This is a genomic window from Rhodococcus sp. PvR044 (genome assembly GCF_040548995.1).
In the GTDB taxonomy this organism is placed as follows: Bacteria; Actinomycetota; Actinomycetes; order Mycobacteriales; family Mycobacteriaceae; genus Rhodococcus_G; species Rhodococcus_G oryzae.
The window spans coordinates 33845-60537 of sequence record NZ_JBEPSX010000001.1; the positions used below are offsets into that span (position 1 = coordinate 33845).

A 26693-nucleotide genomic window follows, 5' to 3' on the forward strand; every position below is an offset into this window, starting at 1 on the left:
GCACGATGGGGAGATGATCCTTGTCGTCGACGACGATCCCTCGGTGCGGGAGGCCGTCGTGACCGCGCTCGAACTCGATGGACACGAGGTGCGGTCGGTGGGCGACGGGAGCGCGGCGCTGGCGGCGATCGCGCAGGACACCTTCGCGGCGATGGTGCTCGACGTCATGATGCCGGGTGTCGACGGGCTGTCGGTGTGCCGGCTGCTGCGGGGGCAGGGCGATCGGATCCCGATCCTGGTGCTGACGGCCCGCTCCGAGGTGGGCGACAGGATCGCCGGGCTCGACGCCGGCGCGGACGACTACCTGCCGAAGCCCTTCGACATCGATGAACTGGCGGCCAGGGTGCGGGCGCTGCTGCGCCGGGCGGCGCCCCCCGAGGCGGTGGAATTCGGGGACCTCACGATCGACCCGGAGACCCGGCGCGGTGTCCGTTCGGGTCGGAGCATCGAATTCACGCAGACCGAGTTCGCGCTGCTCGAGCTGCTGCTGGCCAATGCCGGTCAGACGCTGACGCGGGAGGTCATCACCGACCGGGTCTGGGGGCACGACTTCGGACCCCAGTCCAATTCGCTGGCCGTCTACGTCAGCTATCTCCGCACGAAGCTGGAATCGGGCGGCGAGCCGCGCATCATCCAGACCGTCCGCGGCCTCGGCTATCGGTTGGCGCCGCCGTGAGGCGGGGCCGCCTGCCCATCCGGACGCGCATGGCGATCGTCACGTCGCTCGCCGTGGCGGCGGTGGTGCTCGCCTGCGCGGCCGGGGCCTACTGGATCTCCTCCCGCGAGGTGTACCGGAGCCTGGATCTCGGACTGATCCGGGAGGCGACCGCGCTGCAGCTGCAACTGCACGCGGGCAAGGACCTGGGCGATGGGACCGAATGCGCGACGCTCGCCTCGCCTGCGTGCTTCGAGGTGCTCGAGACCGTGGACGAGCGGCCCGTCGTGCTGCCGGAACCGGAGGGCGTCGACGCCGTCATCAGAGGCGAGTCGGATCCATTCCTGACGAACATCGATCTCGTGGGCCTTCCCGGTCGGATGTACGTGACCCCGCTGCTGGACGGCGGTGCGCTGTTGGTCGCCGTCCGCGCCGATCAGCAATTCCGGGCGCTGGACCGGATCGCCAGGTTCCTTGCGTTGCTGTGCGGCGTCGGCATCGTGATCAGCGCTGCGCTCGGCTACGCGGTGGCGCGCTACACGCTCCGGCCGGTCGCCCGACTCTCCCGCGAGGCGCAGTGGGTCGCGAAGGAACGCGACCCGAGTCGGGAGATCGTCGTGGACGGCTCCGACGAACTGGCGCAGCTCGGCGAATCGATCAACACCATGCTGCGGGCCCTCGACGACGCTCTCCGCGCGCAGCGTCAGCTCGTCTCCGACGCCTCGCACGAGCTGAGGACACCGTTGACTGGGATCATCGCGAACGCCGAACTGCTGGCGAGAGGCGACGGGTTGACCGACGAGCAGCAGACAAGGGTGCGGGCGGCGCTGGCACGCAGCACCGCCGACATGCGCACGCTGATCGACGACATCGTCGACCTCGCACAGGGATCCGAACCGGATATCGCGGCCGAGGACGTGGCGTTCGACGACGTCGTGGCGGAGGTCGTCGAGGCTGCCCGCGCGCACTGGCCGGAGATCGACTTCCGGGTTTCGGTCAGCGCGCACACCGTGCACGGAACCCGCGCGCGGCTGGCGAAGCTCGTCTCGAACCTGGTCGACAACGCGGCCAAGTTCAGCGCGGCAGGCGGCGCGGTCGACATCGCCCTTGCGGAGGGCGTCCTCACGGTGCGCGATCACGGCCCCGGCATCGACGAGGCGGACCTGGGTCTGGTCTTCGAGCGCTTCTACCGATCGGCGCGCTCGAGGGGCACCGCGGGGTCCGGGCTCGGTCTCGCCATGGCGCAGCAGATCGCCCGAGCACACGGGGCGATGATCACCGCGGCAAATGCATCCGACGGCGGTGCGCTCTTCGCGGTGCGGTTGCCACCCTCCCGGTGAGCCCGTCTGCCGCTCGGCGGGCTGCTCTGATCTTTCTCTAACGTTCGGCGCCTACTTTCGCTGATCATGAGAGCACTGAAATCGACTCGAGCTGTCGCCACGGCAACGGTGGGCGCCGTGGCATTGGCGCTCGCGGCAACGGGATGTTCTGCAGGGCAGTCTGATTCGGCGATACGCGTGGACGGGAGCTCGGTGATCGTGCCGATTGCGGGCGGTGAGGCGCGGGTTGACGTGAACGACCTGACCGTTCGCGGCCCCGTCGAGCTGTCCGCCGCCGCTGCGACGGACCTGGGAGCACCCGGGAAGATCTCGGTGGACGCCGACCGCGCGCACTGGTCGTATCCCGAACGCGGTCTCGACGTCACGGCGAGCGTGCGGGACGGTCGGCTCGTCGTCGACATGACCGGCGGCGGCGATCAGGAGCTGGCGTGGCCGGTGACGGGCGCGGGTGCGCGGGACCTGCAGTTGCCGCGGGGTGAGGGGCTGAGCATCCCGGTCGACGACGTCTTCTGGAACGACCCCGACACCGGCCTGGTCGGGGAGGAGGGCGAACGGCTGCAGGACCTGACCATGCCGTTCTGGGGATACAGCGCAGGCGCGCTCGGTGCGAGCTACCTGGTCCCGACCGACATCGGCACCACCCTCGGGTTCAGCTCGGTCGATGGCCGGCTGCGCGGCACGTCCGTGCACGAGTTCAGTGAGGCCAGGGGCACCGGCACGTACACCGTGGCACTGTCGGTCACCGACGGATCGCCGGTGGCAGCGGCGAAGGACTACCGCGCGCTGCTGCTGCAGCAGGGCGGCCTGCGCACCCTGAAGGAGAAGATCGCCGAGAACCCGGACACCGAGAAGCTCGTCGGCGCCTTCCACGCCTACCTGTGGGGCGACGGCCGCACCCCCGAGTCGATGCGCAGGCTCGAGGAGCTCGGCCTCTCGAGAATGTGGCTGGGCTACGACTCGGACGAGCAGCCGATGAGCAGAGAGGCCGTCGAGACGGCAACGGCCGCGGGCTATCTCGTCGGCCCGTACGACACCTTCGGCAACGCGCAGGACCCGGCGGGCGAGGTCGACAATCCGTCGTCCCGATGGCCCGACGGGGTATGGCCGGGGGACTGCGTCGTCGACGAGAACGGCGAGCGGGTGGGCGGATTTGGCGGCAGGGGCTGCTACCTGAGCTCGCAGGCGCTGGCTGCGCGTCCGGACCTGTTGGCGAGTCGGGTCGCCGCAAAGGTGGACAACGGTGCGAACAGCTATTTCCTCGACGTCGATGCGACGGGTGAGGTGTTCGACGACCACAGCCCCGATCATCGGATGACCCAGTCCGGGGACCGGCAGAACCGCCTCGATCGCATGGGGGTGATCGGCGAGGACCTGGTGCTGGGATCGGAGACGGTCGGGTCGTGGGCCAACGGCGTCGTGGCTTTCAGCCACGGCTCGAGCACCCCGGTGCTGAACGACCTCTGGAAGGTGGAACGGGACAAGGCGACGTGGGGTGCGTACTGGGGGAAGAACGGACCGGCGGCCTTCTTCAAGCCGGTCGAGTTGCCGGCGAAGCTGCGAACCGGGATGTTCGACCCGAAGTACCGTGTGCCGCTGTACGAGACGGTGCTGCACGATTCGGTGGTCAGCACGGATCGGTGGGAGCTCTCCTTCAACAAGCTGCCGTCCGAGCAGACCACCCGCGCGCTGCTCGCGATGCTCTACAACACGCCGTTGAACTACGCGCTGAACGCACAGACCATCGCGGAGGAGGGTCCGCGGATGGCGACCATGCAGAAGTTCTTCGCCACCATCCAGGAGGCCGCCGGAACCGAGCCGATGACCGACTTCCGCCGGCTGACCGAGGATCGCACGGTGCAGCGCACCACCTTTGGCGACGGAACGCTCGAGGTCACGGCGAACTTCGGCGACCGCGCTTTCGAGGATGCCGACCTCGGCGCGGTGCAGCCGGGCTGCGTGGCCGCATCGATCGGCGGCGAGGTGACGACGCTGTGTCCGTGACGAGACGCCGCGGGCGGGCCGCCGATCAGCCGCCCAGCATCGCCGCGCCGAGCGTGGACTCCGGCACCGCGAACCCCTCGATCAGGGTCAGGGCGTGCGGGCGCAGGGTCCGACAGCGTTCGTTGACGCCGCGGGTCACCGCCTTCGCGCGCTCGACGGACAGGTGCCGGTGCTCCATGAACCAGGCCTTGTCGTCCTCGATGACCGTGAGCGCGTACAGGTCACACAGGTCACCGAGCAGGTCGGCGGCCTCCTCGTCCTCGCACGAGTCGATGCCCGCGACGAACGCCTCCAGCACCACCCGGTCGATGTGCGCCTCGGCCGCGCGCAGCACATGGTCCTGCACGGAGTTGAAGGCGTCGAACGGGTCGTCCTCGCGCTTCTGCGCGCCCTGCAGCCGCCAGGCCGCCGTGGACAGCAGGTATTCCTCGCGATCCTCGAACATCTTCAGCTGCGTGCCCCGGTTGAACAGGCTGCCGTCCTCCTCGTTGTCCTGCCGGGTGTCGAGGATGGTCTGGATGATCTGCTGGGCCGCGGTGCGCTTCTTGACCACGTCGGAGACGGTGGTGGCGGCGAAGCGCATCCAGTCGACGGGACTCATGCCGCGCACCTCGTCGGCATACGCGGTGAGCAGCTCCTTCGCGACCAGCTGGGTGAGCACGTGGTTGTCGCCCTCGAAGGTGGTGAACACGTCGGTGTCGGCCTTGAGCGCGACGAGCCGGTTCTCGGTGAGATACCCGGCGCCGCCGCAGGCCTCGCGGCATTCCTGGATAGCGCGGGTGGCGTGCCAGGTGTTTGCGGCCTTGAGCCCGGCGGCCCTTGCCTCCAGCTCGCGCTGCTCCTGCGGGTCCACCTCGTCCGCGGTCTGGATGTCGTGCATCCGGGTCACCAGCTGGTTCTGCGCGAAGTGCAGGGCGTAGGACTTCGCGATCAGCGGCAGCAGCCGGCGCTGGTGTACCAGATAGTCCATGATGAGGACCTCGTCATCATTCTTGGGCTTGTCGAACTGCCTGCGCTGCAACGCGTATCGGGTCGCGATGCTCAGCGCCACCCGGGCGGCGGCGCCCGCGGCCCCGCCGACGGTGACGCGGCCGCGGATCAGGGTGCCCACCATGGTGAAGAAGCGCCGGTTCGGGTTCTCGATCGGGGAGGAGTACGTCCCGTCCTCAGCCACGTCGGCGTATTTGTTGAGCAGGTTCTCCCGCGGCACCCGCACCTGGTCGAAGACGATCCGGCCGTTGTCGACCCCGGGCAGACCGCCCTTGTGGCCGCAGTCGGAGGTGGTGACCCCCGGCAGGTCGGCGCCGTCCTCGCCGCGGATCGGCACCACGAAGCAGTGCACGCCCCGTGACGTCGCCTCCTCGCCCGGTGCCGCGGTGATCAACTGGGCGAATACCGCTGCCATCCGGGCGTGTTGGGCCGCACCGCCGATGTAGTCCTTGCGGGACGACGGTGTGGGGGAGTCGATCACGAATTCCTGCGTGGCCGGGTCGTAGGTCGCGGTGGTCTCCAGTGCCTGGACGTCGCTGCCGTGGCCGGTCTCGGTCATCGCGAAGCAGCCGAGCAGGTCGAGATCGATCAGCGGCTTGACGTAGGCCGCGTGATGGCGTGCGGTGCCCAGGTTCTCGATGGCGCCGCCGAACAGACCCCACTGGACGCCCGCCTTGACCATCAGCGAGAGGTCCGACATGGCGAGCATCTCGATGCTCGTCACCGCGGCGCCGACGTCGCCGGTACCGCCGTGCGCGGCCGCGAAGCCGTTGGCCGCGTAGCCGGATTCGGCGAGAATCCGCATCTGATCGAGCGCCGTGGCCCTGGCGGCCTTGAGGTCGGGGGTGAAGTGCGGGGCGAATTCCTCGCGGGTCAGGTCCACCCGGACCTTCTCGCGCACCTCCCGCCACTGCCCGTCGAGTGTGGTCCGCAGGTGGTCCGCTGTGGTGGCCATGAGTCCGACGGTAGCGCAGCGATGGCCGCCGTGCGCCGGCGTCGCGGCGCGTTCCGGCGCGCGGGTCGACGGTGCCGCTCGGAGGGTGCCCACAGTCCTATGCTGACCTCGCCAGGTCAGGGTCGAGATGCCGATGCGCGAGGACGACGATGATCACGCTGATACCCGACAACCAACGCCGCACCCTCGACGAGCTCGGCGATCGCCTGGACCTCGAGGTCGGCGATGTCACCGCGAAACGGTCGGCCTACTGGCTGATGTTGCTGCTGTCCGCGACGATCGCCGTCGCAGGCGTGATCAGCGACTCCACCGCCACCGTCATCGGAGCGATGATCGTGGCCCCGCTCTCGACGCCGATCCTGGGCATCGGGCTCGGCATCGTCACCGCGCGGGCCGGGGCGGTGGGCCGGAGCCTGCTGTACGTCCTCGTCAGTGCCATCGCCGTCGTCGCGCTCGGCGCGTTGATCGCGCAGCTTCTCCCGAATCCCACCAATGTGCTGACCAATTCGCAGGTGACCGGGCGGACCTCGCCGACCCTGATGGATCTGCTGGCCGCGATCGCGACCGGGTTCGCCGGATCGATCGCCATCGCCCGGCGCGACGTCGGTGACGTGCTCCCCGGCGTGGCGATCGCGATCTCGCTCGTGCCGCCGCTGGGAGTGGTCGGGGTCTGCCTCGGGTCGGGGGCGCCGTCCCTCGCCGCCGGGGCGCTGGTGCTGTTCCTGTCGAACATGCTGGCCCTCGTCACCGCCTGCACGATGGTCCTCATGCTCGCGGGCTACGCGCGTGATGCGGCCGAAACCCCCGGGACAGTTCGGCGCACTCGCGCCTACCTCGCCATCGCCGCGGCGTCCGTCGTCGTGGCCGTCCCGATGGTGCTCAATTCGCTCTCGAGTCTCTGGGCGAGCCAGGTGCGCGATGCCACGGAGCAGTGGCTCAGCGGGACCCCGTCCGCCGAGGTCGGCACGGTCACGGTCCAGTCGGACACCGTCCTCGTCGATGTCACGAGCCCGGCCGACCTACCACCGATCGACGACCTCCAAGCCTCGGTGGACGAGATCGTCCCCTGGAATCCGGCCGTGGTGGTGCAACACACCGTCGGTCAACGAGTCGAGGGCGACGGGTAGCGGTTCACCTCCTGCGCGGCACCGCGGGCAGGATCGTCCCGGTCACCGCGCCGAGCCCGAACCGTCCGCCTGCGGGGGAGGGCGCGGTGGCCGCGATGGTCACCACGTCGCCGTCCTCGAGGAAGGCGCGGGTGCTGCCGTCGGCCAGGGTGATCGGTGCCCGGCCCGCGTCGGTCAGCTCGATCAGCGACCCGACCTGGTCGCGTCCGGGCCCGGAGACGGTCCCCGAGGCGAACAGGTCACCGGTGCGCAGGCGGGCGCCGTTGGCGGTCAGGTGCGCCAACATCTGTGCGGGCGACCAGTACATCCCGCGGTAGCGGGGCCGGGAGACGACCTGCCCGTTCAGCTGGACCTCGAAATCGATGTCCAGGCCCCAGTTCTCGGTGTCGCGCAGGTATTCGAGCGGCTCCGGGTGCTGCGGCCCGATGGGCAGCCGGGCTGCCTCCAGCGCGGCCAGGGGTACCACCCACGGCGAGATCGAGGTGGCGAAGGACTTGCCGAGGAAGGGGCCGAGCGGCACGTACTCCCAGGACTGCAGGTCGCGGGCGGACCAGTCGTTGAGCAGGACGACGCCGAAGACGTGATCGGCGAAGTCCGCTGTCCGGATGCAAGTTCCGAGATCGCTCGGGGTACCGACCACGAAAGCCAGCTCGACCTCGATGTCGAGCCTGCGGGTCGGACCGTCGGTTGGCGACGACTCGTCCGGGGCCTTGCGCTGGCCGGTCGGCCGCACGATGGCGGTGCCGGACGGTACGACCGTGCCGGCGCGGCCGTGATAGCCGATCGGCAGGTGCTTCCAGTTCGGCGGTAGCGGCGGCTCGCCGGGACGGAACATCCGGCCCAGGTTGGTGGCGTGCTGCTCGGACGCGTAGAAGTCCACATAATCGGCGACGTCGAACGGCAGGTGCATCTGCACCTCGGACAGCGGGTGCAGATACGGCCGGATCCGCTGCCGGTTCGCCGGGTCCGTCACCAGCGCGGTGATCTCGGCGCGTACCTCCGCCCAGCGGGCGCGACCGAGGGCGAGGAAGGCGTTGAGGGTGGTCGACCGCAGCGCGGCCTCGTCGATGACGGAGGTGAGGTCGAGCACCTGGTCGTCGATCGCGACGCCGATGTGCCGGTGCAGGGCGCCGGTGGAGAACACGCCGTACGGGAGTTCAGCCCCGCTTGCGACTGCTTGCAGGTCGCTCGAAACAACACCGTCGGTCATTCCTGGGCCCCTCCCAGTCCGAAAGTGGCAGGGCCGCCGCCCGATCGGGTGGGCGCGAGGCCGAGCCGGACCGCCTCGAGCATCGGGGTCTCGGTGTCGCACGACCCGAAACAGGTCAGCACCGCCCGGGCAGGCACCGGGTCGTGCAGCGCGCGGGCGACCCCGCGCAGCCGGTCCCGGTCCTCGTCGGCCAGCATCGCGGCGGTCGCCGCGGCCGATCCGGATCGCGCGGCGTCCGCGGCCAGCACCAGGTTGAGGAACCCGTGATGGGTGAGGCCGGTCGCCGGGTCGATCTGCCGGATCGCGTGGTGCAGCCCGGCCGTGGCCTTGGCGGGCACCCCCGCGCCCGCGGCCGCGACCAGCGCGACGGCCAGCGCGGCCGGCGTCGGGAACAGTTCGGCGTCGGTCCCGCCGCAGCGCAGCTTCACCCCGAGCGGCGCCCCGTCTCCGGCCCGGCGCTCGGCCAGCGCGGAGATCACCCCGGCGGTGTCGGCGAACGTCGCTGGCTCCACGAACAAGGGCACCGCCGCTTTCGCGCCCCCGGCGGCATCGATCAACGCAGCCAGGTCCCCGTGTCCCGCCATCAGCCTCGACTCGATGCCCACCAGCTCGGTGCAGGGGGAGTGGTGTAGTGCCGCAAGGGCATCCGCGAGTACCGGCACGTCCGCGGTGATCAGCACCGCGAACCGGTCGTCGGCATCGAGGTGGCCGAGCAGCTCGGGGATCCGCGACGCGGGGCACACGAACCGGTGCGTGAGCATCGGTTGACCGGACGCGAGGTCGCGGCGGTGGCGGGTCACCGCCGCCGCCATGTCGAGCCCGGCGGGTTCGAACAGGCCTGCGTCGTCGACCAGGTGCGCGAGTAGGGCGGTCATGACGACGGCCCCCGACCCGACCAGGACCAGGCATACGAGGGATCCTCGACCGCCAGCCCGCCCTCGCCCAGCGCGAGCGGCCGGAACGTGTCGACCATGACGGCGAGCTCGTCGAAATACTCGGCGCCGATGCTGGCCTCGGCCGCCCCCGGCTGCGGTCCGTGCGCGATTCCCCCGGGGTGCAAGGAGATCGAGCCGCGACCGATGCCAGAGCCCTTGCGCGCCTCGTAGTCGCCGTCGACGTAGAACATGACCTCGTCGGAGTCCACGTTGGAGTGGTAGTACGGCACCGGGATGGCGAGCGGGTGATAGTCGACCTTACGCGGCACGAAGTTACAGATCACGAACCCCGCTCCCTCGAACACCTGATGGGCGGGCGGGGGCTGGTGCACCCGTCCGGTGATCGGTTCGAAATCGGCGACGTTGAAGGTGTACGGGTAGAGGCAGCCGTCCCACCCGACCACATCGAACGGGTGGGTGGGGCAGACCAGGCGGGTGCCGACCAGCCCGGTGTTGCCGCGGTGCTTGACCAGCACCTCGACGTCGGTGCCGTCGCGCAGCAGCGGCTCGGTCGGTGCGTGCAGGTCGCGTTCGCAATAGGGTGAGTGCTCGAGCAGCTGTCCGAATCGTGACAGGTAGCGGTGGACGGGCCCGATGTGGCTGCTCGATTCGATCGCGTACGCGCACAACGGTTCACCGGGGTTCGGCAGCCACCGATGGGTGGTGCCGCGCGGGAGCAGGACGTAATCGCCGCGGTGGGCGCCGAACGCTCCGAACACGGTCTCGACGGTGGCGGATCCGGACTCGACGAAGACGCACTCGTCGCCGACGGCGTTCCGGTACAGGGGCGAATCCTGCTGCGCCGCGACGTAGGAGATCCGGACGTCGTCGTTGCCGAGCACTAGCCGTCGACCGGTCACGGGGTCGGTGTCCCCCGGGCTCCGCGCCAGCTCGTGGAGCTTGAGGTGCCGCGACCGGAGGGGGTGATTGGGCGTCAGCGACTGGTCGGGGAGTTCCCATGCCGTCGAGTCGACGATCGCCGAGGGGGTGCCGAGGTGGTACAGCAGCGCGGAGTCGGAGGAGAAGCCCTCCTCGCCCATGAGTTCCTCGCGATAGAGGTCGCCGCCGGGCGCGCGGAATTGCGTGTGTCGCTTCGGTGGCACCTGGCCGACCTGGCGGTAGAAGGGCATGGCGTTCCTCCCGGCGTCGCGCTTCGGACCGCCCCCTCGGCCCCGTGATGTGATGCGGATCACATCAGTCGCCACTATATCGCCGCTGGCCTGGCAGATAGCTAAGTCCTGGGTCTAGACTCAGCACTGTGACGTGCACCCTCTCCGAAACCCTCGCCGTGGTCGGCGAGCGGTGGGCCCTGCTGATCGTGCGCGAGGTCGCGCTCGGCCTCCGCCGCTTCGACGAGCTCCGGGCCGCCACCGGCGCGCCGCGCGGGGTGCTGTCGGACCGCCTGCAGCGGCTCATCGCCGCGGGCGTGCTGGCCACCAGGGACTACCGGGTCCCGGGCAGCCGGGCCAGGCAGGAGTACGTCCTCACCGATGCGGGGCTGGACCTGCTGCCGGTGCTGGCCGCGTTCTCCGACTGGGGGGAGAAGCACCTCGCCGACGGCGGGGTGCCCGAGGTGGTCTACCGGCACACGGGCTGCGGCGGCCGGGTGACCGCGCGCCTGGTGTGTGAATGCGGCGGGGACGCGGACGTGCACGACCGAGTCATCGCCCAGGTCAACCGCTGAGTTCGACGCTCGACCCCGCAGCAGATATCGAGACAGCAAGTACCGAGTCAGCACGTACCGAGTTCAGCAAGTACCGAGACAAAGGAGTGCTCCATGTCCCTGGCCACCACCACCGATGCCGCCTTCGCCGCCGACGTGCTCTCGTCCGAGACGCCAGTCCTCGTCGAGTTCACCGCGAGCTGGTGCCCGCCGTGCAAGATGGTCGCGCCGGTCCTCGAGCAGATCGCCGACGAGGAGGCCGGTCGCCTCGCCGTCATCGCCTTGGATGTCGACGAGAATCCCGGGATCGCCAGGGAGTATCAGGTGATGAGCATGCCGACCATGGCCTTGTTCATCGGCGGAGACGTGGTCACGACGATGGTCGGCGCCAAGCCCCGCGCGGCGATCATGCGGGCGCTGGAACCGCATCTGCCTGCCGCCTGACCCCGCGCTGATCGCCGAGTGTGCACCTGCCGGCGCTCGCTCTCGGGCGATGCGCCGGCAGGTGCACACTCGGAAAGGGCAGGCGCCTCACCCGACGCGCGCTGGCGGCGATCGCCGCCGGGGTGGTCCTGCTCGGCCTTCTCGGCTGGGGTTCGTACACGATCTGGGCGGACCACCAGCAGGAGCAGGCCAGGATGGAGGCCCTCGACGCGGGTCGGCGATTCGCCACCGACCTGGCGACGTACAGCTTCGAGAACCTCGACAACAGCCTGTCCGTGGTCCGGGGGAACTCGGTGGGCGAGTTCGCCGGGCAGTACACGCAGGTGGCGTCGAACCTCAAGGACATGATCGTGCAGTACAAGGCCACCTCGTCGGCCGAGATCATCGCGGCCGGACTCGCGGAGACCGGCCCTGACAGTGCGGAGGTGGTCGTGTTCCTCGACCAGACCGTCACCAATTCCAACTCGCAGGAACCGTGGGTGGACCGAAACCGCATGCAGCTCTCCCTCGTCCGCGACGGCGGCGAGTGGAAGTTCGCCAACGTCCAGTTGCTCTAGCCCCATCCACACACCCAGGAGGACAGATGAGTCGCAGAAAGCGCAGGGCAGCACAGGCTCTGGTGGCAGGAAGGGAGCCGAAGAACCCGGTCGTCATCCGGGCCCGCAGCGCGGACAGCATTCCCGCGCGGGTGCTCGGTGTGGCCCTGGCGGGCACCGGTGCTGCGCACTTCACCGCACCACGCGCCTTCGACGGGCTGACCGCGAAGGCCTTCCCCCGCGAGACGCGGCAGTGGACCTACCGCAACGGCGCGACGGAGCTGCTGCTCGGACTGGCGATCGTCTACCGCCGGACCCGGGTCCTCGGCTCGGTCGGCCTGTTCGCCTACACCGCCTGGCTCTGCGGTCAGCTGGCCCGCCGCCGCTGAGCCGTGGCCGCCGAGTGTGCATCTGCTGGGGCATCGGCCGAGTGGGAGTGTCGGGAGGCGCACACTCGGCGGGCGTTTTAGGGTGAACGGGACCGGAGTGCACACCTCATTGGAGGCTCGATGAGTGCAACGCGTACCGAACCGGGCTCGAGAACCGCTGCCGCGCGGCTGCTGTCGGCATTCGAGACGATCGCGGGTGGCCAGCTCCCGGTGCGGGTGCGGTGCTGGGACGGGTCCGTCGCGGGCTCGGCGGACGCCGAGGTCACGGTCGCCTTCCGGAACCGCAGGGCGCTGCGCCGAATCCTGTGGTCCCCCAACGAACTGGGGCTCGGCCGGTCCTATGTCGCGGGCGACATGGAGATCGACGGGGACATCTTCGCGCTGCTCGATGGTCCGGAGGTGATCGAGCGGGTCGCCCGCCGTGACTTGCGCACGCTCGACCGGGCCGGAATCCGGCGGGTGGTGTCGAGCTTCCTGCGGCTCGGTGCGGTGGGGCCGCCGCCTGCTCCACCCGCCGAGGAGATCGGCAGGCGGCGCGGGTCCAAGCACAGCAAGGCGCGCGACGCCGCAGTCGTCTCGCATCACTACGACGTCGGAAACGACTTCTACCGACTGTTTCTCGGCCCGAGCATGGTCTATTCCTGCGCCTACTGGACCGACCGCGACTCCGGCACCCTGGAGCAGGCGCAGTGGGCGAAGCTGGAGCTGATCTGCCGCAAACTCGAGCTGGCCCCGGGCATGCGCCTGCTCGACGTCGGCTGCGGCTGGGGCTCGATGGCCATCCACGCCGCACGCGAGCACGGGGTGAGCGTGGTCGGCGTGACGATCAGCAGGGAGCAGTGCGAGCGCGCAACCGCCCGCGTCGCGGAGGCGGGGCTGTCCGACCGGGTGCAGATCCGGCTCCAGGACTACCGGGACGTGGACGACGGCCCGTACGACGCGATCTCCAGCATCGGGATGTCCGAGCACGTTGGCGACTCCCGGCTGGACGAGTACGCGAACCGGTTGACGAGCCTGCTGCGGCCAGGCGGACGCCTGCTCAACCACGCGATCGCCTCCGTCGCGCCGCTGGTCACCGAGAAACACCCGAAGCCGACCTTCGTCGACCGCTACATCTTCCCGGACGGGGAACTGTTGCCGCTCAGTCACGTTGCGGGCGCGCTGGAGCGGGCAGGTCTCGAGGTTCGGGACTCCGAGGCGCTGCGCGAGCACTACGCGCGCACCCTGCGCCAGTGGGTCGACAACCTGCGCCGCGACTGGGACGAGGCGGTGCGCCTGGTCGGCGCGGCGCGGGCGCGGACCTGGCTGCTGTACCTGGCGGCGAGCGCGCTGTCCTTCGAGCGGGGCCGGATCACCATCCACCAGGTCCTCGCGGTCCGCGCCGACGCCACCGGTGTCCGCGGGATGCCGCTGACCCGGCGGGAGTGGTTGGTGGACTAGCGAACCGGCGTCGGAGCCGGGATGCGCTTCCCGAAGTCGCTCGCGACCAGGTAGCCGACCCAGGCCCGGATGGCCTGCGGCAGGGGAGGCGCCGCCAGTCCCGCCCGCTCGGCGAGTGCCCGTGCGGATTCGGTCGGGTACCGGTCGGCGGAGAGGAAGCCGAGCGTCTCCGGATCCGCGCCGGTCAGCCGCGCGGGCAGCCGCCGGATCAGCCCGACCGGCACGTGGAATCGAGGGGGTCGCACGCCGAGTGTCTGCGCGACGTCGCGGAGCAGGTCGCCCAGCAGCGGCGTGTCCTCGTCGAGAACCCACAGCGCCGCACCGGGTTCCGCGTGCTCGGGTACGGCGGCGAGGAACCGGGCGAAGTAGTCCGCGGTGACCACGGGGACCCAGACGTCCTTGCCGCAGGGGATCACATGGAGCTTGCCGCGGTGGAGGTCGCGGACCATGTCGGCCAGCCCGATGAACTGCGTGGTCTCGCCGGTCACGGAGTCGCCGATGACCGTCGACGGGTTGACGATCGCGTATGCGATGCCGTTGGCCTCGGCGTGATCGCGCACTGCGTGGTCGGCCTCGACCTTGCTGGCCTCGTAGGCGCCCTTGTCGCGGTAGAGCGTGGAGTTCACGGTGGCGCCCGCCACGCGGTACCCGCTGATGTGCACGAACCGTCGCAGCCGCGGCAGTTCCTGCGCCCAGCGCAGCGCGGCCACGGCCCCGTCGACGTTGACCGCGCGGGCCTCGGTCTCGGTGAGCCCGAAGGCGAACCGGCCGCCCAGGTTGTAGACGTCGCGCACGGTGGGCAACGGGTCCAGACCGAGACCCGGCGCGGTCAGGTCCCCGTCGACGATGGTCAGCAGCTCGGTGTTCCCGCCGTGGGCGGCCACCCAGCCGCGGAGCTCGTCGCCGCGTTCGGCCGCGTTCCTGACCATGGCGGCGACGTGTCTGCCCTGGCGGGTGAGTTCGGGGATCAGCCATCGGCCGATCAGTCCGGTGGAGCCGATGACGAGGGTGTCGGGCGTGCTCATGAGTCCTCCAGTAACTTGCGGACCGCGCGGGCCGCGGCGTCGATGGGTTCGCGGGACCGCCGGACCCGGCCGACCAGGAGTGCGCCCTCGATGAGGGCGAAGACCTCGGTGGCCAGCGCGGCGTCGCCGATGAGGTCCGTGAGGGAGGCCTCCCAGTCGGCGTAGATCTCGGCGCACACCCCGCCGAGCGGGTCGGTGCCCGCCGTCTCGAGGGCGACCGTCGCGATCGGGCAGCCCTTGGTGAAGTCGGAGGCGACCTGCCGGTCGGCGAGCGCCTCCAGGATCCGGGCGATGACATCCGCGGGGGAGCCGCCGAGGGAGCCGGCCATCAGGTCGTCGAGGGTGCCCGCGCTCTGCCGGAGCGCGGCCTCGACCAGCTCGTCCTTGCCGCCGGGGAAGTGGAAGTAGAGCGAGCCGCGCGGCGCCCCGCTTCGTTCGAGTACCTCGGTGACGCCGGTCGCGGCCACGCCCTTCTCCTCGACTGCGGCCGCCATGACCGTGATCATCCGCAGCCTGGTCTCCTCGCCCTTTTTCATGAGCTCAATATAGACCGGTCTACATATTTTAGCGAGCGGTGGCGGCCGGGGCGTCCGTCGAGTGTGCAGTTGCCGGGGCATCGCCCGAGTGCGGGCGACCGCAACTGCACACTCGACGGTCAGTGCACCGCGGCCCGCACCAGCGGCAGGTGGCGAAGCGGGATCTGGTTCTCCAGGGCGATCACCGTGGACGACCGCAGCACGTTCAGCCCGTCCACGATCTGGTTGATCACGCGCTGCAGGTCCGAATGCGTCCGCGCCACCACCCGGATCAGCACGTCGCCCGCGCCGGTGGTGGTGTGCGCCTCGAGCACCTCGGGAATCGCGGCGAGGTGCTCGACGACCGCGCGGTGCCCCCTGCCCTGGACGATCTCCAGGGTCGCGAACGCGGTGACAGGAAAGCCAAGGGCCTCGGCATTGAGGGTCGGGGCCAGGCTCTCGATCACGCCCTCGCGTTCGAGGCGGGTCAGGCGGGCCTGCACGGTGCCACGGGCGACGCCCAGCCGGCGGGACGCCTCCAGCACCCCCACGCGCGGCTCGGCGTGCAGGAGCTCCAGCAGGTCGGCGTCGAGGCGATCGATGCTCATCGGTGCGCTCCTGGTCACTTTGTCCAACAATTCACCGTCGCGCTCCAGCATTCTGTACATATTGAGCAGCGTCAATCCTCATCGTTGCGCAGCCTGGGGGCCGAGGTCACAGTGAATTCATGACGATCGCGGACATTCGGTTGACCCCGCGCGAGCGCGCCGCGCACCTGCGCGCGAACGATCTGCACCGGCTCGTCGGGCTGGTCGAACACGACGACGCGGCCGACCCCTTCCCGGTGGTCGGGATCGACGCGGTGGTGTTCGTCTGCGGCAACGCCACCCAGAGCGCCCACTACTTCGTCTCCACCTGGGGCATGACCCTGGTCGCGTACGCGGGGCCGGAAACCGGTCAGCGCGACCACAAGTCGTTCGTGCTCGAGTCCGGCTCCGTCCGGTTCGTCCTCGAGGGGGCGGTCAGCCCCGACAGCCCGCTCGCCGACCGGCACCGCCGAAACGGCGACGGCGTGGTGGACCTGGCGCTGGAGGTGCTCGACGTGGACCGCTGCATCGAGCGGGCGCGGTCGCAGGGCGCCACGGTCCTCGAGGAACCGCACGACCTCACCGACGACTTCGGCACGGTGCGCCGCGCCGCCATCGCCACCTACGGCAGCACCAGGCACACGCTCGTCGACCGCAGCCGCTACGGCGGGGTGTACCTGCCCGGATTCGCCCCGCGCAGTTCGGGATTCGTCCGCCGCCCCGGTGCGCCCGAGCGCCTCGTCCAGGCGCTCGACCACGCCGTCGGCAACGTCGAGATGGGCCGGATGGATCACTGGGTGCGCTTCTACAACCGGGTCATGGGCTTCACCAACATGGCCGAGTTCGTCGGGGGCGACATCGCCACCGAGTACTCGGCGCTGATGTCCAAGGTCGTCGCGAACGGCAACCACCGGGTCAAGTTCCCGCTCAACGAGCCGGCGCCCGGAAAGAAGAAGTCGCAGATCGACGAGTACCTCGAGTTCTACGGAGAACCCGGCTGCCAGCACCTCGCGCTTGCCACCAGCGACATCCTGCGCACCGTCGACGCGCTGCGCGCGGAGGGCGTCGAGTTCCTTGACACCCCCGACGCCTACTACGACGACCCCGAGCTACGGGCCCGGATCGGTCGGGTGCGGGTGCCCGTCGCCGAGCTCAAACGCCGCGGGGTGCTGGTGGACCGGGACGAGGACGGCTACCTGCTGCAGATCTTCACCAGGCCGCTCGGCGACCGGCCGACGGTGTTCTTCGAGCTGATCGAGCGGCACGGCTCGCTCGGCTTCGGCAAGGGCAACTTCCGGGCCCTGTTCGAGTCGATCGAGCGCGAGCAGGCGGCACGCGGAAACCTCTGACGCCATTGCCGTGACCGGATCGGTACTCGTTGCGCTGGCGAACCGTGCACGAGTCGTGTTCTATCGACTACTTATGAGCTCAGTCACCCGCATCGTCGCCGGATCACTCGGAGCAATCGCCATCGCCGCCGGTACGGCCGCGACGGCCACGGCAGCCCCCGCGGCGTCTGCCGCCCCGTACACCCTGCTCGTCGACGGCAGTCACACCGAGTACCAGGTCAACCCGGTGCTCACCGAGGACGACGTGCTGAACACCAACAAGGACTTCACCTCGGTGCCCGGCGTCCGCGCGCACAGCATCGACGGCCGGAACTTCTCCTTCTACCGGCTCGTCGACGGCGCCCGGATCGGGATGGTCCGGATCAACGAGGTCTGCCTGCCGACCGGCGTCTGCCACGGCCTGATCGTGGACAGCCCCAGCCCGGTCCTCTGAGGCGGGGCCTCAGCCCGCCCAGGTCGTCGGCACGTCGCCGCCGCCCTCGGGACTGACCCGGGTACCCACCTGGGCGAGCAGCGGCACCGGCGCGATCGGCCCGGCGAACAGCGCCTGACCGAGCCCGAATCCGGTCGCGCGGTGCAGCATCGGCGCGGGCACGTGTGAGAACAGGGTGCTCAGGTCCTCGATGTCGGCGGCGCCGTTCATCCGCATCAGCACCAGGTTGTCGCACTGCGAGACCACGTTGGGGTGCACCTTGCCCGGCCGCTGGGTGGCGACGAACAGGTGCAGCCCGAACTTGCGGCCCTCGCCTGCGATCAGCGCGCCGAGTTCGGCGGTCGCCGCCAGCAGCGGGTCCTCGGTGGTGGCGGGCAGCACGTTGTGCGCCTCGTCGATGACGAGCAGCACCGGCTCGCGGTCCCGGCGGCCCGCCCACCGCCTGCCCAGGATCGCCAGCGCGACCGCGGTCCGCTCGTCCGGCCGCGAGAGGCTCCCGATGTCGACGACGATGCAGCGTGCGAGGCTCACGTCGTACTCGATCGCGGAGCGCTCGTCGCCGCGCCGCCACAGGTCCCACTCGCCGATCCGGAGGTTGCCGATCCGGGCGGCCAGTCGCTCGGTGTCGTGGTGGGCGGCGGCAGCGGCCTCCAGGTCATCGACGGAGTACGGCGCCGTCAACGTTTCGGTGACCTGTCGCAGCGCACGGAAATCGTCGAGGTCGCGGATCGGGTCCATCCGAAGCAGCAGCGCCTGGACGTCGAGGTCGAGGTCGCTGAAGTCCAGGCACAGCGTGTGCGCGGCGCCGTAGCCACGGGCCCGCGCCACGTGCACCCCGGCCGCGACCTCACGGTGACGGGCGGCGGCGGGCGAGCAGTCCTCGGGGTCACAGGACCCGAGGAACACGTGATCGGAGTTCGGGTCGAGCACCATGATCGGCAGCTCGGTCGAGCCCAGCAGTCGTTCGAGCAGGCCCCCGGTGGTGTAGGTCTTGCCGGAGCCGGACTGCCCGCACATGAAGGTGTGACGTGCGAACCCCGTCGATCGCAGCCGGGCCGGGACGCTCGACGCCTGCCGCAGCACCCCGATCTCGATGGCGGCGGCGGTCCCGGTCAGGCCGCCGGCGATCAGGCCGACCTCGTCCTCTGTCGCGGGCCGGATCGGGCGCTCGCCGAACGGCTCGACCGCATGCCGCTCGAGGAAGAAGTCGCCGTCGAACTCGCCGAGCGTGGTCGCATTGCCGCTGAGCGATCGCATCATCGGACGGGCGCTGGCCGCGACGACGCCGAGCTTGGCCATCTGGTCGCGCACCGCGAAGTCGAGCTGCGGACCCTCCCGCTCGACCATGCGGACCTCGCGCACCTGGACCGCGACCCGGCGCGCGCCCTCGAACTCGATCACCGCGAACCCGCCGACCTCGACGCCGGTCTCGACGGGGGCCATGAAGGAGACCTCCCTGCCGTCCGAGGACACGGCGACCCGGGCGGCCTGGAAGTGTTCGTAGAGCTCGTGTCGGTGCGCCTGCAGTGCGTCCAGCATGGGTTCCATGCCGAACATCCTGACATCACGGCTTAGGGGCCCGCTGCGCTGTGATGTCGGTCCCCTCCGCTGTGACCTCGGTCGCTCCGCAGGCTCCTCTCCTACACCCTGTCGTTGGCAAATTCTCGCGAACTGGGACACTGGAGGCCGTGACTGCTCCCACCAGCGCCTCTTTTCAGCCCGCCAGCACCTCAGCGCAGCTCTTCGAGCGGGCGGGCGCCGTCATCCCCGGGGGCGTCAACTCCCCGGTGCGGGCGTTCCAATCGGTGGGCGGCACACCCCGCTTCATAGCCAAGGCGTCCGGCTACACGCTCACCGACGTGGACGGCAACGACTACGTCGACCTCATCTGCTCATGGGGACCGATGATCCTCGGGCACGCGCACCCGGCGGTCGTCGAGGCCGTGCAGAAGGCCGCGACCACCGGGCTCTCGTTCGGAGCCCCCACCGAGGGTGAGATCGAGCTCGCCGAGGCGATCGTCGACCGGGTCGGTCCCGTCGAGCAGGTCCGCCTGGTCAACTCCGGCACCGAGGCCACCATGAGCGCGGTCCGGCTGGCCCGCGGGTTCACCGGCCGCTCCAAGATCATCAAGTTCTCCGGCTGCTACCACGGCCACGTGGACGCCCTCCTCGCTGACGCGGGTTCCGGCGTCGCCACCCTCGGGCTGCCCACCTCGCCCGGCGTCACCGGCGCGCAGGCCTCCGACACGATCGTGCTGCCCTACAACGACCTGGACGCGGTCGCGCAGGCCTTCGCCGCGAACCCCCAGCAGATCGCGTGCGTCATCACCGAGGCCGCGGCGGGCAACATGGGCGCCGTCGCGCCGAAGCCCGGGTTCAACGAGGGCCTGCGCCGGCTGTGCACCGCGCACGACGCGCTGCTGATCATGGACGAGGTGATGACCGGCTTCCGCGTCAGCTCGGCCGGTTGGTACGGGATCGACGGCGTCGCGGGCGACCTGATGACCTTCGGCAAGGTGATGAGCGGGGGACTGCCCGCCGCGGCGTTCGGCGGCCGCGCCGACGTGATGGGCCACCTCGCACCCGCCGGCCCGGTGTACCAGGCGGGCACCCTGTCCGGGAACCCCGTCGCCGTCGCCGCGGGCCTCGCCAGCCTCCGCGCCGCAGATCAGAGCGTGTACGACGCCCTCGAACGCAACTCCGCGACCCTCGGCCGGATGCTCGGCGACGCCCTCACCGAGGCAGGCGTGCGGCACCAGGTGCAATTTGCAGGCACCATGGTGAGCGTGTTCTTCGCCGACCGCCCTGTCACCAACTACGCGGAGGCGAAGGCGAGCGACACCTGGCGCTTCCCCGCCTTCTTCCATGCGCTGCTCTCCCGCGGCGTCTACGCACCCCCGAGCGCCTACGAGGCCTGGTTCGTCTCCGCGGCCCTCGACGACGCCGCGTTCGACCGTATCGCCGCCGCGTTGCCGGCCGCAGCCAAGGCGGCCGCGGCCGCGCAGGCACCCACCACCTAGATCCAGCAACCCCTAGATCACGGAGCCAATCCACGTGAGCACCCTGCAGCAGACGCCGACGCCCGACCCCGCCGAGTCGCGCACCATCGTGCACGTCCTTCGTCACGGCGAGGTGCACAACCCGAAGGGCATCCTGTACGGCAGGCTGCCCGGCTACCGGCTGTCCGTGACCGGCCAGGCGCAAGCCCGCACGGTCGCCTCGGTGCTCGCCGACCACGACATCACCCACGTCGTCGCCTCGCCGCTGCAGCGCGCGCAGGAGACCGCGTCGCCGATCGCGGGCGAGCACGGGCTGACCCTCGTCACCGACGACAACCTGATCGAGGCGGGCAACGAGTTCGAGGGGCTCAAGGTCTCGGTCGGCGACGGTGCCCTGCGCAGGCCGCGGCACTGGTGGAAGCTGCGCGACCCGTTCACCCCGTCCTGGGGCGAGCCGTACCTGCAGATCGCGCACCGCATGCTCGCCGCCGTCAACACCGCGCGCGTCGCCGCCGTCGGGCACGAGGCCGTGTGCGTCAGCCACCAGCTGCCGGTGTGGACGCTGCGCCGCTTCCTGCAGGGCGAGCGGCTCTGGCACGACCCGCGGCACCGCCAGTGCGGACTGGCCTCGCTGACCTCGCTGGTCTACGAGGGCGACACCCTGGTCGACATCGTCTACTCGGAGCCCGCGGGCGCATCCGATCCGAGGGTGACCGGGGCATGAGGCGGGTCGCCCGGGTGGCAGCCGCGGTGCTGGCGGTCGCCGCCGTCACCGCCGGCTGCGGCACCGGCACCGACGCCGTCGCGCAGGGCGGCACGTTCGACTTCGTCTCGCCCGGCGGGCAGACGGAGATCTTCTACGACCCGCCCAGCGAACGCGGGACCATTGGCAACATCTCCGGGCCCGACCTCATGGTCGAGGGCAAGACCACGTCGCTGTCCGATTTCGAGGGTCAGCCGGTGGTCATCAACCTCTGGGGCCAGTGGTGCGGACCGTGCCGCGGTGAGGCCGACGACCTCGAGAAGGTCTACGAGAACACCAAGGATCTCGGCGTCGCCTTCCTCGGCATCAACGTCCGGGATCTGCAGCAGGACAAGGCCAAGGACTTCGTCACCGACAACAACGTCGGCTATCCGTCGGTCTACGACCCGTCGATGCGCACGCTGACCGCGCTCGGCGGCAAGTTCCCGACGAGCGTCATCCCGTCCACCCTGGTGCTCGACAAGGAGCACCGGGTCGCCGCGGTGTACCTCAAGGCGTTGCTGGCGGAGGATCTCCAGCCGGTGGTGGAGAGGGTTGCGCGGGAACAGTGAGCACCATGAACGACGCCGTCCTGGCCGCCGGGATCGGTGAGACCTTCGGCAACACCGCGGCCTCCGGGCCGCTGCTGCTCGCCTTCGGCGCCTGCATGCTCGCGGGACTGGTGTCCTTCGCCTCGCCGTGTGTGGTGCCGCTGGTGCCTGGTTACCTGTCCTACCTCGCCGGAATCGTCGGCGCGGACGCACCCGCGGTGACCGCGGCCGAGGCGGGTGCCCTCAAGACCGAGGCCGACACCAGGTCCGCCGCGCGCCTGCGGGTCGCAGGCGCCGCCGGGCTGTTCGTGCTCGGGTTCACCGTGGTCTTCGTGCTGGCGACCGCCTCGGTGTTCGGCCTGATCTCCGCCCTCACCGTCAACCGGGAGGTGCTGCAGCGGGTCGGCGGCGTGATCACCATCGCGATGGGCCTGGTGTTCATCGGGCTGGTGCCCGCGCTGCAGCGGGACGTGCGCTTCGAGCCGCGTCGGGTGTCCGGGCTGATCGGCGCGCCGCTGCTCGGGGCGGTGTTCGGGCTCGGGTGGACGCCGTGCCTCGGACCGACCCTCGCCGGGGTGCTGTCCGTGGCGGCGGGCACCGAGGGTGCGACCGCCGCGAGGGGCGTGGCCCTGATCGTGGCGTACTGCATCGGCCTCGGGCTGCCGTTCGTGATCCTGGCGTTCGGCTCGGTTAGCGCGCTGCGTGGGGTCGGCTGGCTGCGCCGCAATGCGCGCGCCATTCAGATTTTCGGCGGCCTGATGCTGGTGGCGGTGGGCATCGCCCTGGTCACCGGCGCCTGGGACGTCTTCGTTGGTTGGGTTCGTGACGCGTTCATCTCGGAGGTGACGTTGCCGATATGACGGTGACAGAAGACAGGCCGGCCTCGACGCCGCCGCGGCGCCAGTCCCTCGCCGGACGAGGTGTCGCGCTGGTGCGCAACACCTGGCGCGGCCTCACCTCCATGCGGACCGCGCTGGTGCTGCTGTTCCTGCTGGCATTCGCGGCCATCCCCGGCGCACTGCTGCCGCAGCGCAGCCTGAACGCGGGCAAGGTCGACGAGTACATCGCGAACCGGCCCACCCTCGGTCCGCTGATGGACAAGCTGGAACTGTTCGACGTGTTCGGCAGCTTCTGGTTCACCGCCGTGTACGCGTTGCTGTTCATCTCGCTGGTCGGCTGCATCACGCCCCGTTGCTGGGAGCACTACAAGGCGCTGCGCACCAAGCCGGTCGCGGCGCCGCGCAACCTGGCCCGGCTCCCGCACCACACCGAGGTCACCGTCGCCGACGAGCCGGAGGCCGTCGCGGCCCTGGTCCGCGGGCAGCTGCGCGGCTGGCGCACGGTCACCCGCACTGGCGACGAGCTGCGGGCGGGCAAGCCGGGCGAGGTCACGGTGTCGGCGGAGAAGGGCTACCTGCGCGAGGCGGGCAACCTGCTCTTCCACCTGTCGCTGGTCGGCCTGCTCGCCGCGATCGCCATCGGCAAGCTGATGAGCTACGAGGGCAACGTCGTGGTGATCGCCGACGGCGGCCCGGGCTTCTGCACCACCTCGCCAGCCGCGTTCGATGGGTTCCGGGCCGGCTATTCCGAGGACGGCACTGGTCTGACGCCGTTGTGCGTGAAGGTCAAGGACTTCAAGGCCGACTACCTGGACAACGGCCAGGCCGAGATGTTCACCTCCAACATCGAGTACCAGGCAGGCGACGACCTGGCGAACAACACCTGGCGCGAGGAGCGGCTGCAGGTGAACCACCCCCTGCGGGTCGCGGGCGACCGGGTGTACCTGCAGGGCCACGGCTACGCGCCGACGTTCACCGTGACCTTCCCGAACGGGGAGACGCGCACCGAGACGCTGCAGTGGCGTCCCGACGACGCGACCACCTTCCTCTCGAGTGGGGCGATGCGGTTCGACCCGCCTGGCGGGATGTACCCCGATTCCACCGAGCGTCGCAAGAACCAGATCGGCATCGAGGGGCTGTTCGCGCCGACCGCGCTGTTCCACGGCAACCTGCTGGCCTCGAGCTACCCGGCGATGACCGACCCGGCCGTCGCGATCGACATCTACAAGGGCGACACCGGGCTCGACACCGGCAACCCCCAGTCGCTGTTCTCACTCAGCAAGGAGCTCGTCAACCAGGGCCGGATGGCCAAGCAGGACCGCGTCAACCTGCGGCCGGGCGAGAGCGCGACCCTGGCGGACGGCACCAAGGTGCAGTTCGACGGGGCCAAGGAATTCGTCAACCTCCAGGTCTCGCACGACCCCGCGCAGCAGTGGGTGCTGGTGTTCGCGATCTCGATGATGGCGGGCCTGTTGGTGTCGCTGCTGATCAAGCGGCGCCGGATCTGGGTGCGTGTGTACCCCGCCGATCCGGATGCCGACACGGTGTCGGATACATTGGATCCGCATCGACGACGTACCGTAGTAGAACTGGGCGGGCTCGCCCGCACCGACCAGGCCGGTTGGGGCGACGAGTTCGACCGGTTGAGCAGCCGTCTGCTCGCGGACCTGAACACGAAGATCACCTCGGAGAACCGCGCCTGAGGCGCAGGAGAAAACCATGCCGATCAACGAGACCATTGCCCAGTACAGCGACTGGGCGTTCGAGTCTGCGTTCGCGATCTACGTCCTGGCCTTCGTGCTGCTGATCGCCCAGTACGCGACAGCGCGGGCGAACGAGGTCCAGGCTCGCGAGGCGCGCGAGCTGGTGGCCGCGGGTGGCGTCACCGCTCCCGCGGCGCCGTCCGTGCCCGGCAAGGTGGTCGAGGCGCCACGTAAGCCGTGGTCCGAGCGGCTCGGCAACATGGCACTTTCGCTGCTGGTGGTCGGCGTCGCGCTGCACATCGGCTCGATCGTGCTCCGCGGCTTCGCCACCGAACGGTTCCCGCTCGGCAACATGTACGAGTTCGTCACGATGGCGACCGCGGCCGCGATGCTGATCGGGTTGGTGCTGTTGCGCAAGCAGACCTACCGCTCGCTGTGGGTGTTCGTGCTCGTCGTGGTGATCCCGCTGATGTTCCTCGCGGCCACCGTGCTCTACGCCGACGCCGCCCCGGTCGTGCCCGCGCTGCGCTCGTACTGGCTGCCCATCCACGTCACCATCGTGGCCACCGGCAGCGGCATCTTCCTGGTCTCCGGCGTCGCCAGCCTGATGTTCCTGCTCCGGATGCGGCAGCCGAAGGGCGAGGAGGGCGACGGCTTCTGGGGCAAGGTCGCGGAGCGGCTGCCCGACGCGCAGACCCTCGACCGGCTGGCCTACAAGACCACCATCATCGCCTTCCCGCTGTTCGGTGCGGGCGTGATCCTCGGCGCCATCTGGGCCGAAGCGGCCTGGGGCCGGTTCTGGGGCTGGGACCCCAAGGAGACCGTGTCCTTCATCGCCTGGGTGATCTACGCCGCCTACCTGCACGCGAGGGCGACCTCCGGCTGGCGGGACACCAGGGCCGCGTGGATCAACATCGCCGGGTTCGTCGCGATGCTCTTCAACCTGTTCATCATCAACATGGTGGTCTCCGGCCTGCACTCCTACGCCGGTCTCAACTGATTCTCCGATAGGAACCAGACCGCGCGGCCTGCTATTGTCCAGCGCGGACTCGGCGCTGGGGCGAGTCCTGGGGGAAGTGTCAGCAACAGGGGGAGTGCCGCCGTGGCGCAGAACAACGTCGGTTCGTGGGAGTCCGTGAGTCCGGAGGCGGCACAGCCGTCCGCGCAGGCCGGACCCGCGGCCGCCCAGCAAGCACCCGAGCGACACCACGTCGTCTCGGCCCGCGACCTGTCGACGTCGCTGCTGCTCAAGCAGGTCAAGCCGGCCCCGACCGCGGGGTGGCGCAAGGCGCTCTACCAACTGTCGGGCCGGTACATCAACGTCGGCAACAGCGCCAAGGAACAGCGCCGCCTGGAGCTGACCAAACAGGTCAACCAGCCGCTGCAGGGCTGCTACAAGATCGCGCTGCTCAGCCTCAAGGGCGGCGTCGGCAAGACCACGACGACCGCGACGCTCGGGTCCACCTTCTCCTCGCTGCGCGGCGACCGGGTGATCGCGGTCGACGCGAACCCGGACCGCGGCACCCTGAGCCAGAAGATCCCGCTCGAGACGCCCGCGACCGTGCGTAACCTGCTGCGCGACGCCGACAGCATCGAGAAGTACAGCGACGTGCGCGGGTACACGTCGCAGAGCGCGCATCGCCTCGAGGTGCTCGCCTCGGACAGCGACCCGGCCGTCTCCGAGGCCTTCAGTGCCGAGGACTACTCGACGACCATCGACATGCTCGAGAAGTTCTACTCGATCGTGCTGACCGATTGCGGCACCGGACTCATGCACTCGGCGATGCAGACCATCCTCGAGGAGGCCGACTCGCTGGTCGTGGTGAGCTCGGGCTCCGTCGACGGCGCCCGCAGCGCGTCGGCGACGCTGGACTGGCTCGACGCGCACGGCTACGCGGACCTGGTGAGCAAGTCGGTGGCGGTGGTCAATGCCGTGCGCCCGCGTTCGGGCAAGGTGGACCTCGCGAAGGTCGTCGAGCACTTCGAGCAGCGCTGCCGGGCGGTTCGCCTGATCCCGTTCGACCCGCACCTGGAGGAGGGCGCCGAGATCGACCTCGACCGGCTCCGCCCGCAGACCAGGAACGCCCTGCTCGAGCTGGCCGCGGCTGTCGCCGCGGACTTCCCGATGTCCAGTTTTGCGATGCAAGATCGGCTCTGACGCAAGCGATTTGCTCGTGATCGGGCCGTGAGCATCGCGTGACCCGACCCTGAAGGTCAGCCTCAGCGTTCGCGCAACGTCACCCAACTGTGGCGGACTTGTGACCC

26 protein-coding genes are annotated in these 26693 nt (G+C 70.1%); 18 read left to right on the forward strand and 8 right to left on the reverse strand.

What is annotated here, in order from left to right:
• The first annotated feature begins 13 nt into the window (after positions 1 to 13).
• The 3 genes from ABIC28_RS00190 to ABIC28_RS00200 all read left to right on the forward strand — a co-directional run bounded on the left by ABIC28_RS00190 (position 14) and on the right by ABIC28_RS00200 (position 3996).
• Positions 14 to 676 (forward strand): response regulator transcription factor, encoded by a 663-nt coding sequence (locus ABIC28_RS00190; protein WP_097210277.1) that lies wholly within the window; start codon positions 14 to 16, stop codon positions 674 to 676.
• Between the two features lie 29 nt (positions 677 to 705).
• On the forward strand, positions 706 to 1995 hold the full coding sequence (locus tag ABIC28_RS00195) for a HAMP domain-containing sensor histidine kinase (protein ID WP_097210278.1): 1290 nt from the start codon (positions 706 to 708) through the stop codon (positions 1993 to 1995).
• 192 nt (positions 1996 to 2187) lie between these two features.
• On the forward strand, positions 2188 to 3996 hold the full coding sequence (locus ABIC28_RS00200; protein ID WP_179800443.1) for a glycoside hydrolase: 1809 nt from the start codon (positions 2188 to 2190) through the stop codon (positions 3994 to 3996).
• Positions 3997 to 4021: 25 nt separating this feature from the next.
• Here the strand turns inward: ABIC28_RS00200 and ABIC28_RS00205 are convergent, their stop codons facing one another.
• On the reverse strand, positions 4022 to 5941 hold the full coding sequence (locus tag ABIC28_RS00205; protein WP_354577041.1) for an acyl-CoA dehydrogenase family protein: 1920 nt from the start codon (positions 5939 to 5941) through the stop codon (positions 4022 to 4024).
• Between the two features lie 149 nt (positions 5942 to 6090).
• On the opposite strand from ABIC28_RS00205, the gene ABIC28_RS00210 reads away from it, so the two are divergent.
• Positions 6091 to 7068, forward strand: coding sequence for a DUF389 domain-containing protein (locus ABIC28_RS00210; RefSeq protein WP_097210280.1), 978 nt, complete (start codon positions 6091 to 6093; stop codon positions 7066 to 7068).
• 4 nt (positions 7069 to 7072) lie between these two features.
• Here ABIC28_RS00210 and fahA read toward each other — a convergent pair whose 3' ends face one another.
• From fahA to ABIC28_RS00225, 3 genes are read right to left on the reverse strand one after another with little or no spacing between them, the layout of a single operon-like run.
• Entirely contained in the window at positions 7073 to 8278 is a 1206-nt protein-coding gene (gene fahA, locus ABIC28_RS00215; RefSeq protein ID WP_097210281.1) for a fumarylacetoacetase, read from the reverse strand.
• Entirely contained in the window at positions 8275 to 9153 is an 879-nt protein-coding gene (locus tag ABIC28_RS00220; RefSeq protein WP_097210282.1) for a hypothetical protein, read from the reverse strand. The genes fahA and ABIC28_RS00220 overlap by 4 nt, the downstream gene beginning before the upstream one ends.
• On the reverse strand, positions 9150 to 10343 hold the full coding sequence (locus ABIC28_RS00225; RefSeq protein WP_097210283.1) for a homogentisate 1,2-dioxygenase: 1194 nt from the start codon (positions 10341 to 10343) through the stop codon (positions 9150 to 9152). The genes ABIC28_RS00220 and ABIC28_RS00225 overlap by 4 nt, the downstream gene beginning before the upstream one ends.
• A 128-nt stretch (positions 10344 to 10471) precedes the next feature.
• Between ABIC28_RS00225 and ABIC28_RS00230 the strand changes: the two genes are divergently transcribed.
• The 5 genes from ABIC28_RS00230 to ABIC28_RS00250 all read left to right on the forward strand — a co-directional run bounded on the left by ABIC28_RS00230 (position 10472) and on the right by ABIC28_RS00250 (position 13685).
• Positions 10472 to 10897 carry a winged helix-turn-helix transcriptional regulator gene (locus ABIC28_RS00230; RefSeq protein WP_077040672.1) on the forward strand — a complete coding sequence of 142 codons (426 nt, stop codon included), beginning with the start codon at positions 10472 to 10474 and terminating at the stop codon, positions 10895 to 10897.
• Between the two features lie 93 nt (positions 10898 to 10990).
• Complete coding sequence (gene trxA, locus ABIC28_RS00235) at positions 10991 to 11320, forward strand: thioredoxin (protein ID WP_097210284.1); 330 nt, start codon at positions 10991 to 10993, stop codon at positions 11318 to 11320.
• 20 nt (positions 11321 to 11340) lie between these two features.
• Positions 11341 to 11877: an Rv1363c family protein gene (locus ABIC28_RS00240; protein WP_307861326.1), complete on the forward strand. Its 537-nt coding sequence runs from the start codon at positions 11341 to 11343 to the stop codon at positions 11875 to 11877.
• Positions 11878 to 11903: 26 nt separating this feature from the next.
• On the forward strand, positions 11904 to 12245 hold the full coding sequence (locus ABIC28_RS00245; protein WP_245221151.1) for a DoxX-related protein: 342 nt from the start codon (positions 11904 to 11906) through the stop codon (positions 12243 to 12245).
• A 120-nt stretch (positions 12246 to 12365) separates the two neighbouring features.
• Positions 12366 to 13685 (forward strand): class I SAM-dependent methyltransferase, encoded by a 1320-nt coding sequence (locus ABIC28_RS00250; RefSeq protein ID WP_209928630.1) that lies wholly within the window; start codon positions 12366 to 12368, stop codon positions 13683 to 13685.
• Here the strand turns inward: ABIC28_RS00250 and ABIC28_RS00255 are convergent.
• The 3 genes from ABIC28_RS00255 to ABIC28_RS00265 form a co-directional block, all read right to left on the reverse strand.
• On the reverse strand, positions 13682 to 14710 hold the full coding sequence (locus ABIC28_RS00255; RefSeq protein ID WP_209928632.1) for an SDR family oxidoreductase: 1029 nt from the start codon (positions 14708 to 14710) through the stop codon (positions 13682 to 13684). The genes ABIC28_RS00250 and ABIC28_RS00255 overlap by 4 nt on opposite strands.
• A complete protein-coding gene (locus ABIC28_RS00260; RefSeq protein ID WP_354577046.1) occupies positions 14707 to 15246 on the reverse strand; it encodes a TetR/AcrR family transcriptional regulator in 540 nt (179 codons plus the stop codon). Before ABIC28_RS00260 ends, ABIC28_RS00255 begins: the two co-directional genes overlap by 4 nt.
• A gap of 119 nt (positions 15247 to 15365) precedes the next feature.
• Positions 15366 to 15833 (reverse strand): Lrp/AsnC family transcriptional regulator, encoded by a 468-nt coding sequence (locus ABIC28_RS00265; RefSeq protein ID WP_179800444.1) that lies wholly within the window; start codon positions 15831 to 15833, stop codon positions 15366 to 15368.
• Positions 15834 to 15952: 119 nt separating this feature from the next.
• On the opposite strand from ABIC28_RS00265, the gene hppD reads away from it, so the two are divergent.
• Both hppD and ABIC28_RS00275 read left to right on the forward strand, forming a co-directional pair.
• Positions 15953 to 17161 carry a 4-hydroxyphenylpyruvate dioxygenase gene (gene hppD / locus ABIC28_RS00270; RefSeq protein ID WP_097210289.1) on the forward strand — a complete coding sequence of 403 codons (1209 nt, stop codon included), beginning with the start codon at positions 15953 to 15955 and terminating at the stop codon, positions 17159 to 17161.
• Between the two features lie 73 nt (positions 17162 to 17234).
• Entirely contained in the window at positions 17235 to 17594 is a 360-nt protein-coding gene (locus tag ABIC28_RS00275; protein ID WP_097210290.1) for a hypothetical protein, read from the forward strand.
• A 9-nt stretch (positions 17595 to 17603) separates the two neighbouring features.
• Here the strand turns inward: ABIC28_RS00275 and ABIC28_RS00280 are convergent, their stop codons facing one another.
• On the reverse strand, positions 17604 to 19142 hold the full coding sequence (locus ABIC28_RS00280) for an ATP-binding protein (RefSeq protein WP_245221152.1): 1539 nt from the start codon (positions 19140 to 19142) through the stop codon (positions 17604 to 17606).
• 140 nt (positions 19143 to 19282) lie between these two features.
• Here ABIC28_RS00280 and hemL point away from each other — a divergent pair, with 140 nt between their 5' ends.
• From hemL to ABIC28_RS00315, 7 genes are read left to right on the forward strand one after another with little or no spacing between them, the layout of a single operon-like run.
• Positions 19283 to 20614 (forward strand): glutamate-1-semialdehyde 2,1-aminomutase, encoded by a 1332-nt coding sequence (gene hemL / locus ABIC28_RS00285; RefSeq protein WP_307861327.1) that lies wholly within the window; start codon positions 19283 to 19285, stop codon positions 20612 to 20614.
• 34 nt (positions 20615 to 20648) lie between these two features.
• On the forward strand, positions 20649 to 21317 hold the full coding sequence (locus ABIC28_RS00290) for a histidine phosphatase family protein (protein ID WP_179800445.1): 669 nt from the start codon (positions 20649 to 20651) through the stop codon (positions 21315 to 21317).
• A complete protein-coding gene (locus tag ABIC28_RS00295) occupies positions 21314 to 21907 on the forward strand; it encodes a TlpA disulfide reductase family protein (protein ID WP_097210292.1) in 594 nt (197 codons plus the stop codon). The genes ABIC28_RS00290 and ABIC28_RS00295 overlap by 4 nt, the downstream gene beginning before the upstream one ends.
• A gap of 5 nt (positions 21908 to 21912) precedes the next feature.
• On the forward strand, positions 21913 to 22746 hold the full coding sequence (locus ABIC28_RS00300; protein ID WP_097210365.1) for a cytochrome c biogenesis CcdA family protein: 834 nt from the start codon (positions 21913 to 21915) through the stop codon (positions 22744 to 22746).
• Positions 22743 to 24428 carry a cytochrome c biogenesis protein ResB gene (gene resB / locus ABIC28_RS00305; protein ID WP_097210293.1) on the forward strand — a complete coding sequence of 562 codons (1686 nt, stop codon included), beginning with the start codon at positions 22743 to 22745 and terminating at the stop codon, positions 24426 to 24428. Before ABIC28_RS00300 ends, resB begins: the two co-directional genes overlap by 4 nt.
• A 16-nt stretch (positions 24429 to 24444) precedes the next feature.
• The gene (ccsB, locus tag ABIC28_RS00310; RefSeq protein ID WP_097210294.1) at positions 24445 to 25428 is read left to right on the forward strand and encodes a c-type cytochrome biogenesis protein CcsB; all 984 of its coding nucleotides are present in this window, start codon (positions 24445 to 24447) and stop codon (positions 25426 to 25428) included.
• A gap of 33 nt (positions 25429 to 25461) precedes the next feature.
• Positions 25462 to 26586, forward strand: a complete 1125-nt coding sequence (locus tag ABIC28_RS00315; RefSeq protein WP_392978249.1) for a MinD/ParA family ATP-binding protein — start codon at positions 25462 to 25464, stop codon at positions 26584 to 26586.
• Positions 26587 to 26693: the final 107 nt, after the last annotated feature.

Excerpts from the sequence above, each read along its gene's own strand:
- ABIC28_RS00265 (WP_179800444.1), bottom strand. The coding sequence starts at position 15,833 with ATGAGCATCGATCGCCTCGACGCCGACCTGCTGGAGCTCCTGCACGCC.
- hppD (WP_097210289.1), top strand. The coding sequence starts at position 15,953 with ATGACGATCGCGGACATTCGGTTGACCCCGCGCGAGCGCGCCGCGCAC.
- ccsB (WP_097210294.1), top strand. The coding sequence starts at position 24,445 with ATGCCGATCAACGAGACCATTGCCCAGTACAGCGACTGGGCGTTCGAG.
- resB (WP_097210293.1), top strand. The coding sequence starts at position 22,743 with ATGACGGTGACAGAAGACAGGCCGGCCTCGACGCCGCCGCGGCGCCAG.
- ABIC28_RS00280 (WP_245221152.1), bottom strand. The coding sequence starts at position 19,142 with ATGGAACCCATGCTGGACGCACTGCAGGCGCACCGACACGAGCTCTAC.
- ABIC28_RS00220 (WP_097210282.1), bottom strand. The coding sequence starts at position 9,153 with ATGACCGCCCTACTCGCGCACCTGGTCGACGACGCAGGCCTGTTCGAA.
- fahA (WP_097210281.1), bottom strand. The coding sequence starts at position 8,278 with ATGACCGACGGTGTTGTTTCGAGCGACCTGCAAGCAGTCGCAAGCGGG.
- ABIC28_RS00195 (WP_097210278.1), top strand. The coding sequence starts at position 706 with ATGGCGATCGTCACGTCGCTCGCCGTGGCGGCGGTGGTGCTCGCCTGC.
- trxA (WP_097210284.1), top strand. The coding sequence starts at position 10,991 with ATGTCCCTGGCCACCACCACCGATGCCGCCTTCGCCGCCGACGTGCTC.
- ABIC28_RS00250 (WP_209928630.1), top strand. The coding sequence starts at position 12,366 with ATGAGTGCAACGCGTACCGAACCGGGCTCGAGAACCGCTGCCGCGCGG.
- ABIC28_RS00205 (WP_354577041.1), bottom strand. The coding sequence starts at position 5,941 with ATGGCCACCACAGCGGACCACCTGCGGACCACACTCGACGGGCAGTGG.
- ABIC28_RS00190 (WP_097210277.1), top strand. The coding sequence starts at position 14 with ATGATCCTTGTCGTCGACGACGATCCCTCGGTGCGGGAGGCCGTCGTG.
- ABIC28_RS00260 (WP_354577046.1), bottom strand. The coding sequence starts at position 15,246 with ATGAAAAAGGGCGAGGAGACCAGGCTGCGGATGATCACGGTCATGGCG.
- ABIC28_RS00275 (WP_097210290.1), top strand. The coding sequence starts at position 17,235 with ATGAGCTCAGTCACCCGCATCGTCGCCGGATCACTCGGAGCAATCGCC.
- ABIC28_RS00225 (WP_097210283.1), bottom strand. The coding sequence starts at position 10,343 with ATGCCCTTCTACCGCCAGGTCGGCCAGGTGCCACCGAAGCGACACACG.
- ABIC28_RS00300 (WP_097210365.1), top strand. The coding sequence starts at position 21,913 with ATGAACGACGCCGTCCTGGCCGCCGGGATCGGTGAGACCTTCGGCAAC.
- ABIC28_RS00255 (WP_209928632.1), bottom strand. The coding sequence starts at position 14,710 with ATGAGCACGCCCGACACCCTCGTCATCGGCTCCACCGGACTGATCGGC.
- ABIC28_RS00245 (WP_245221151.1), top strand. The coding sequence starts at position 11,904 with ATGAGTCGCAGAAAGCGCAGGGCAGCACAGGCTCTGGTGGCAGGAAGG.
- ABIC28_RS00295 (WP_097210292.1), top strand. The coding sequence starts at position 21,314 with ATGAGGCGGGTCGCCCGGGTGGCAGCCGCGGTGCTGGCGGTCGCCGCC.
- ABIC28_RS00210 (WP_097210280.1), top strand. The coding sequence starts at position 6,091 with ATGATCACGCTGATACCCGACAACCAACGCCGCACCCTCGACGAGCTC.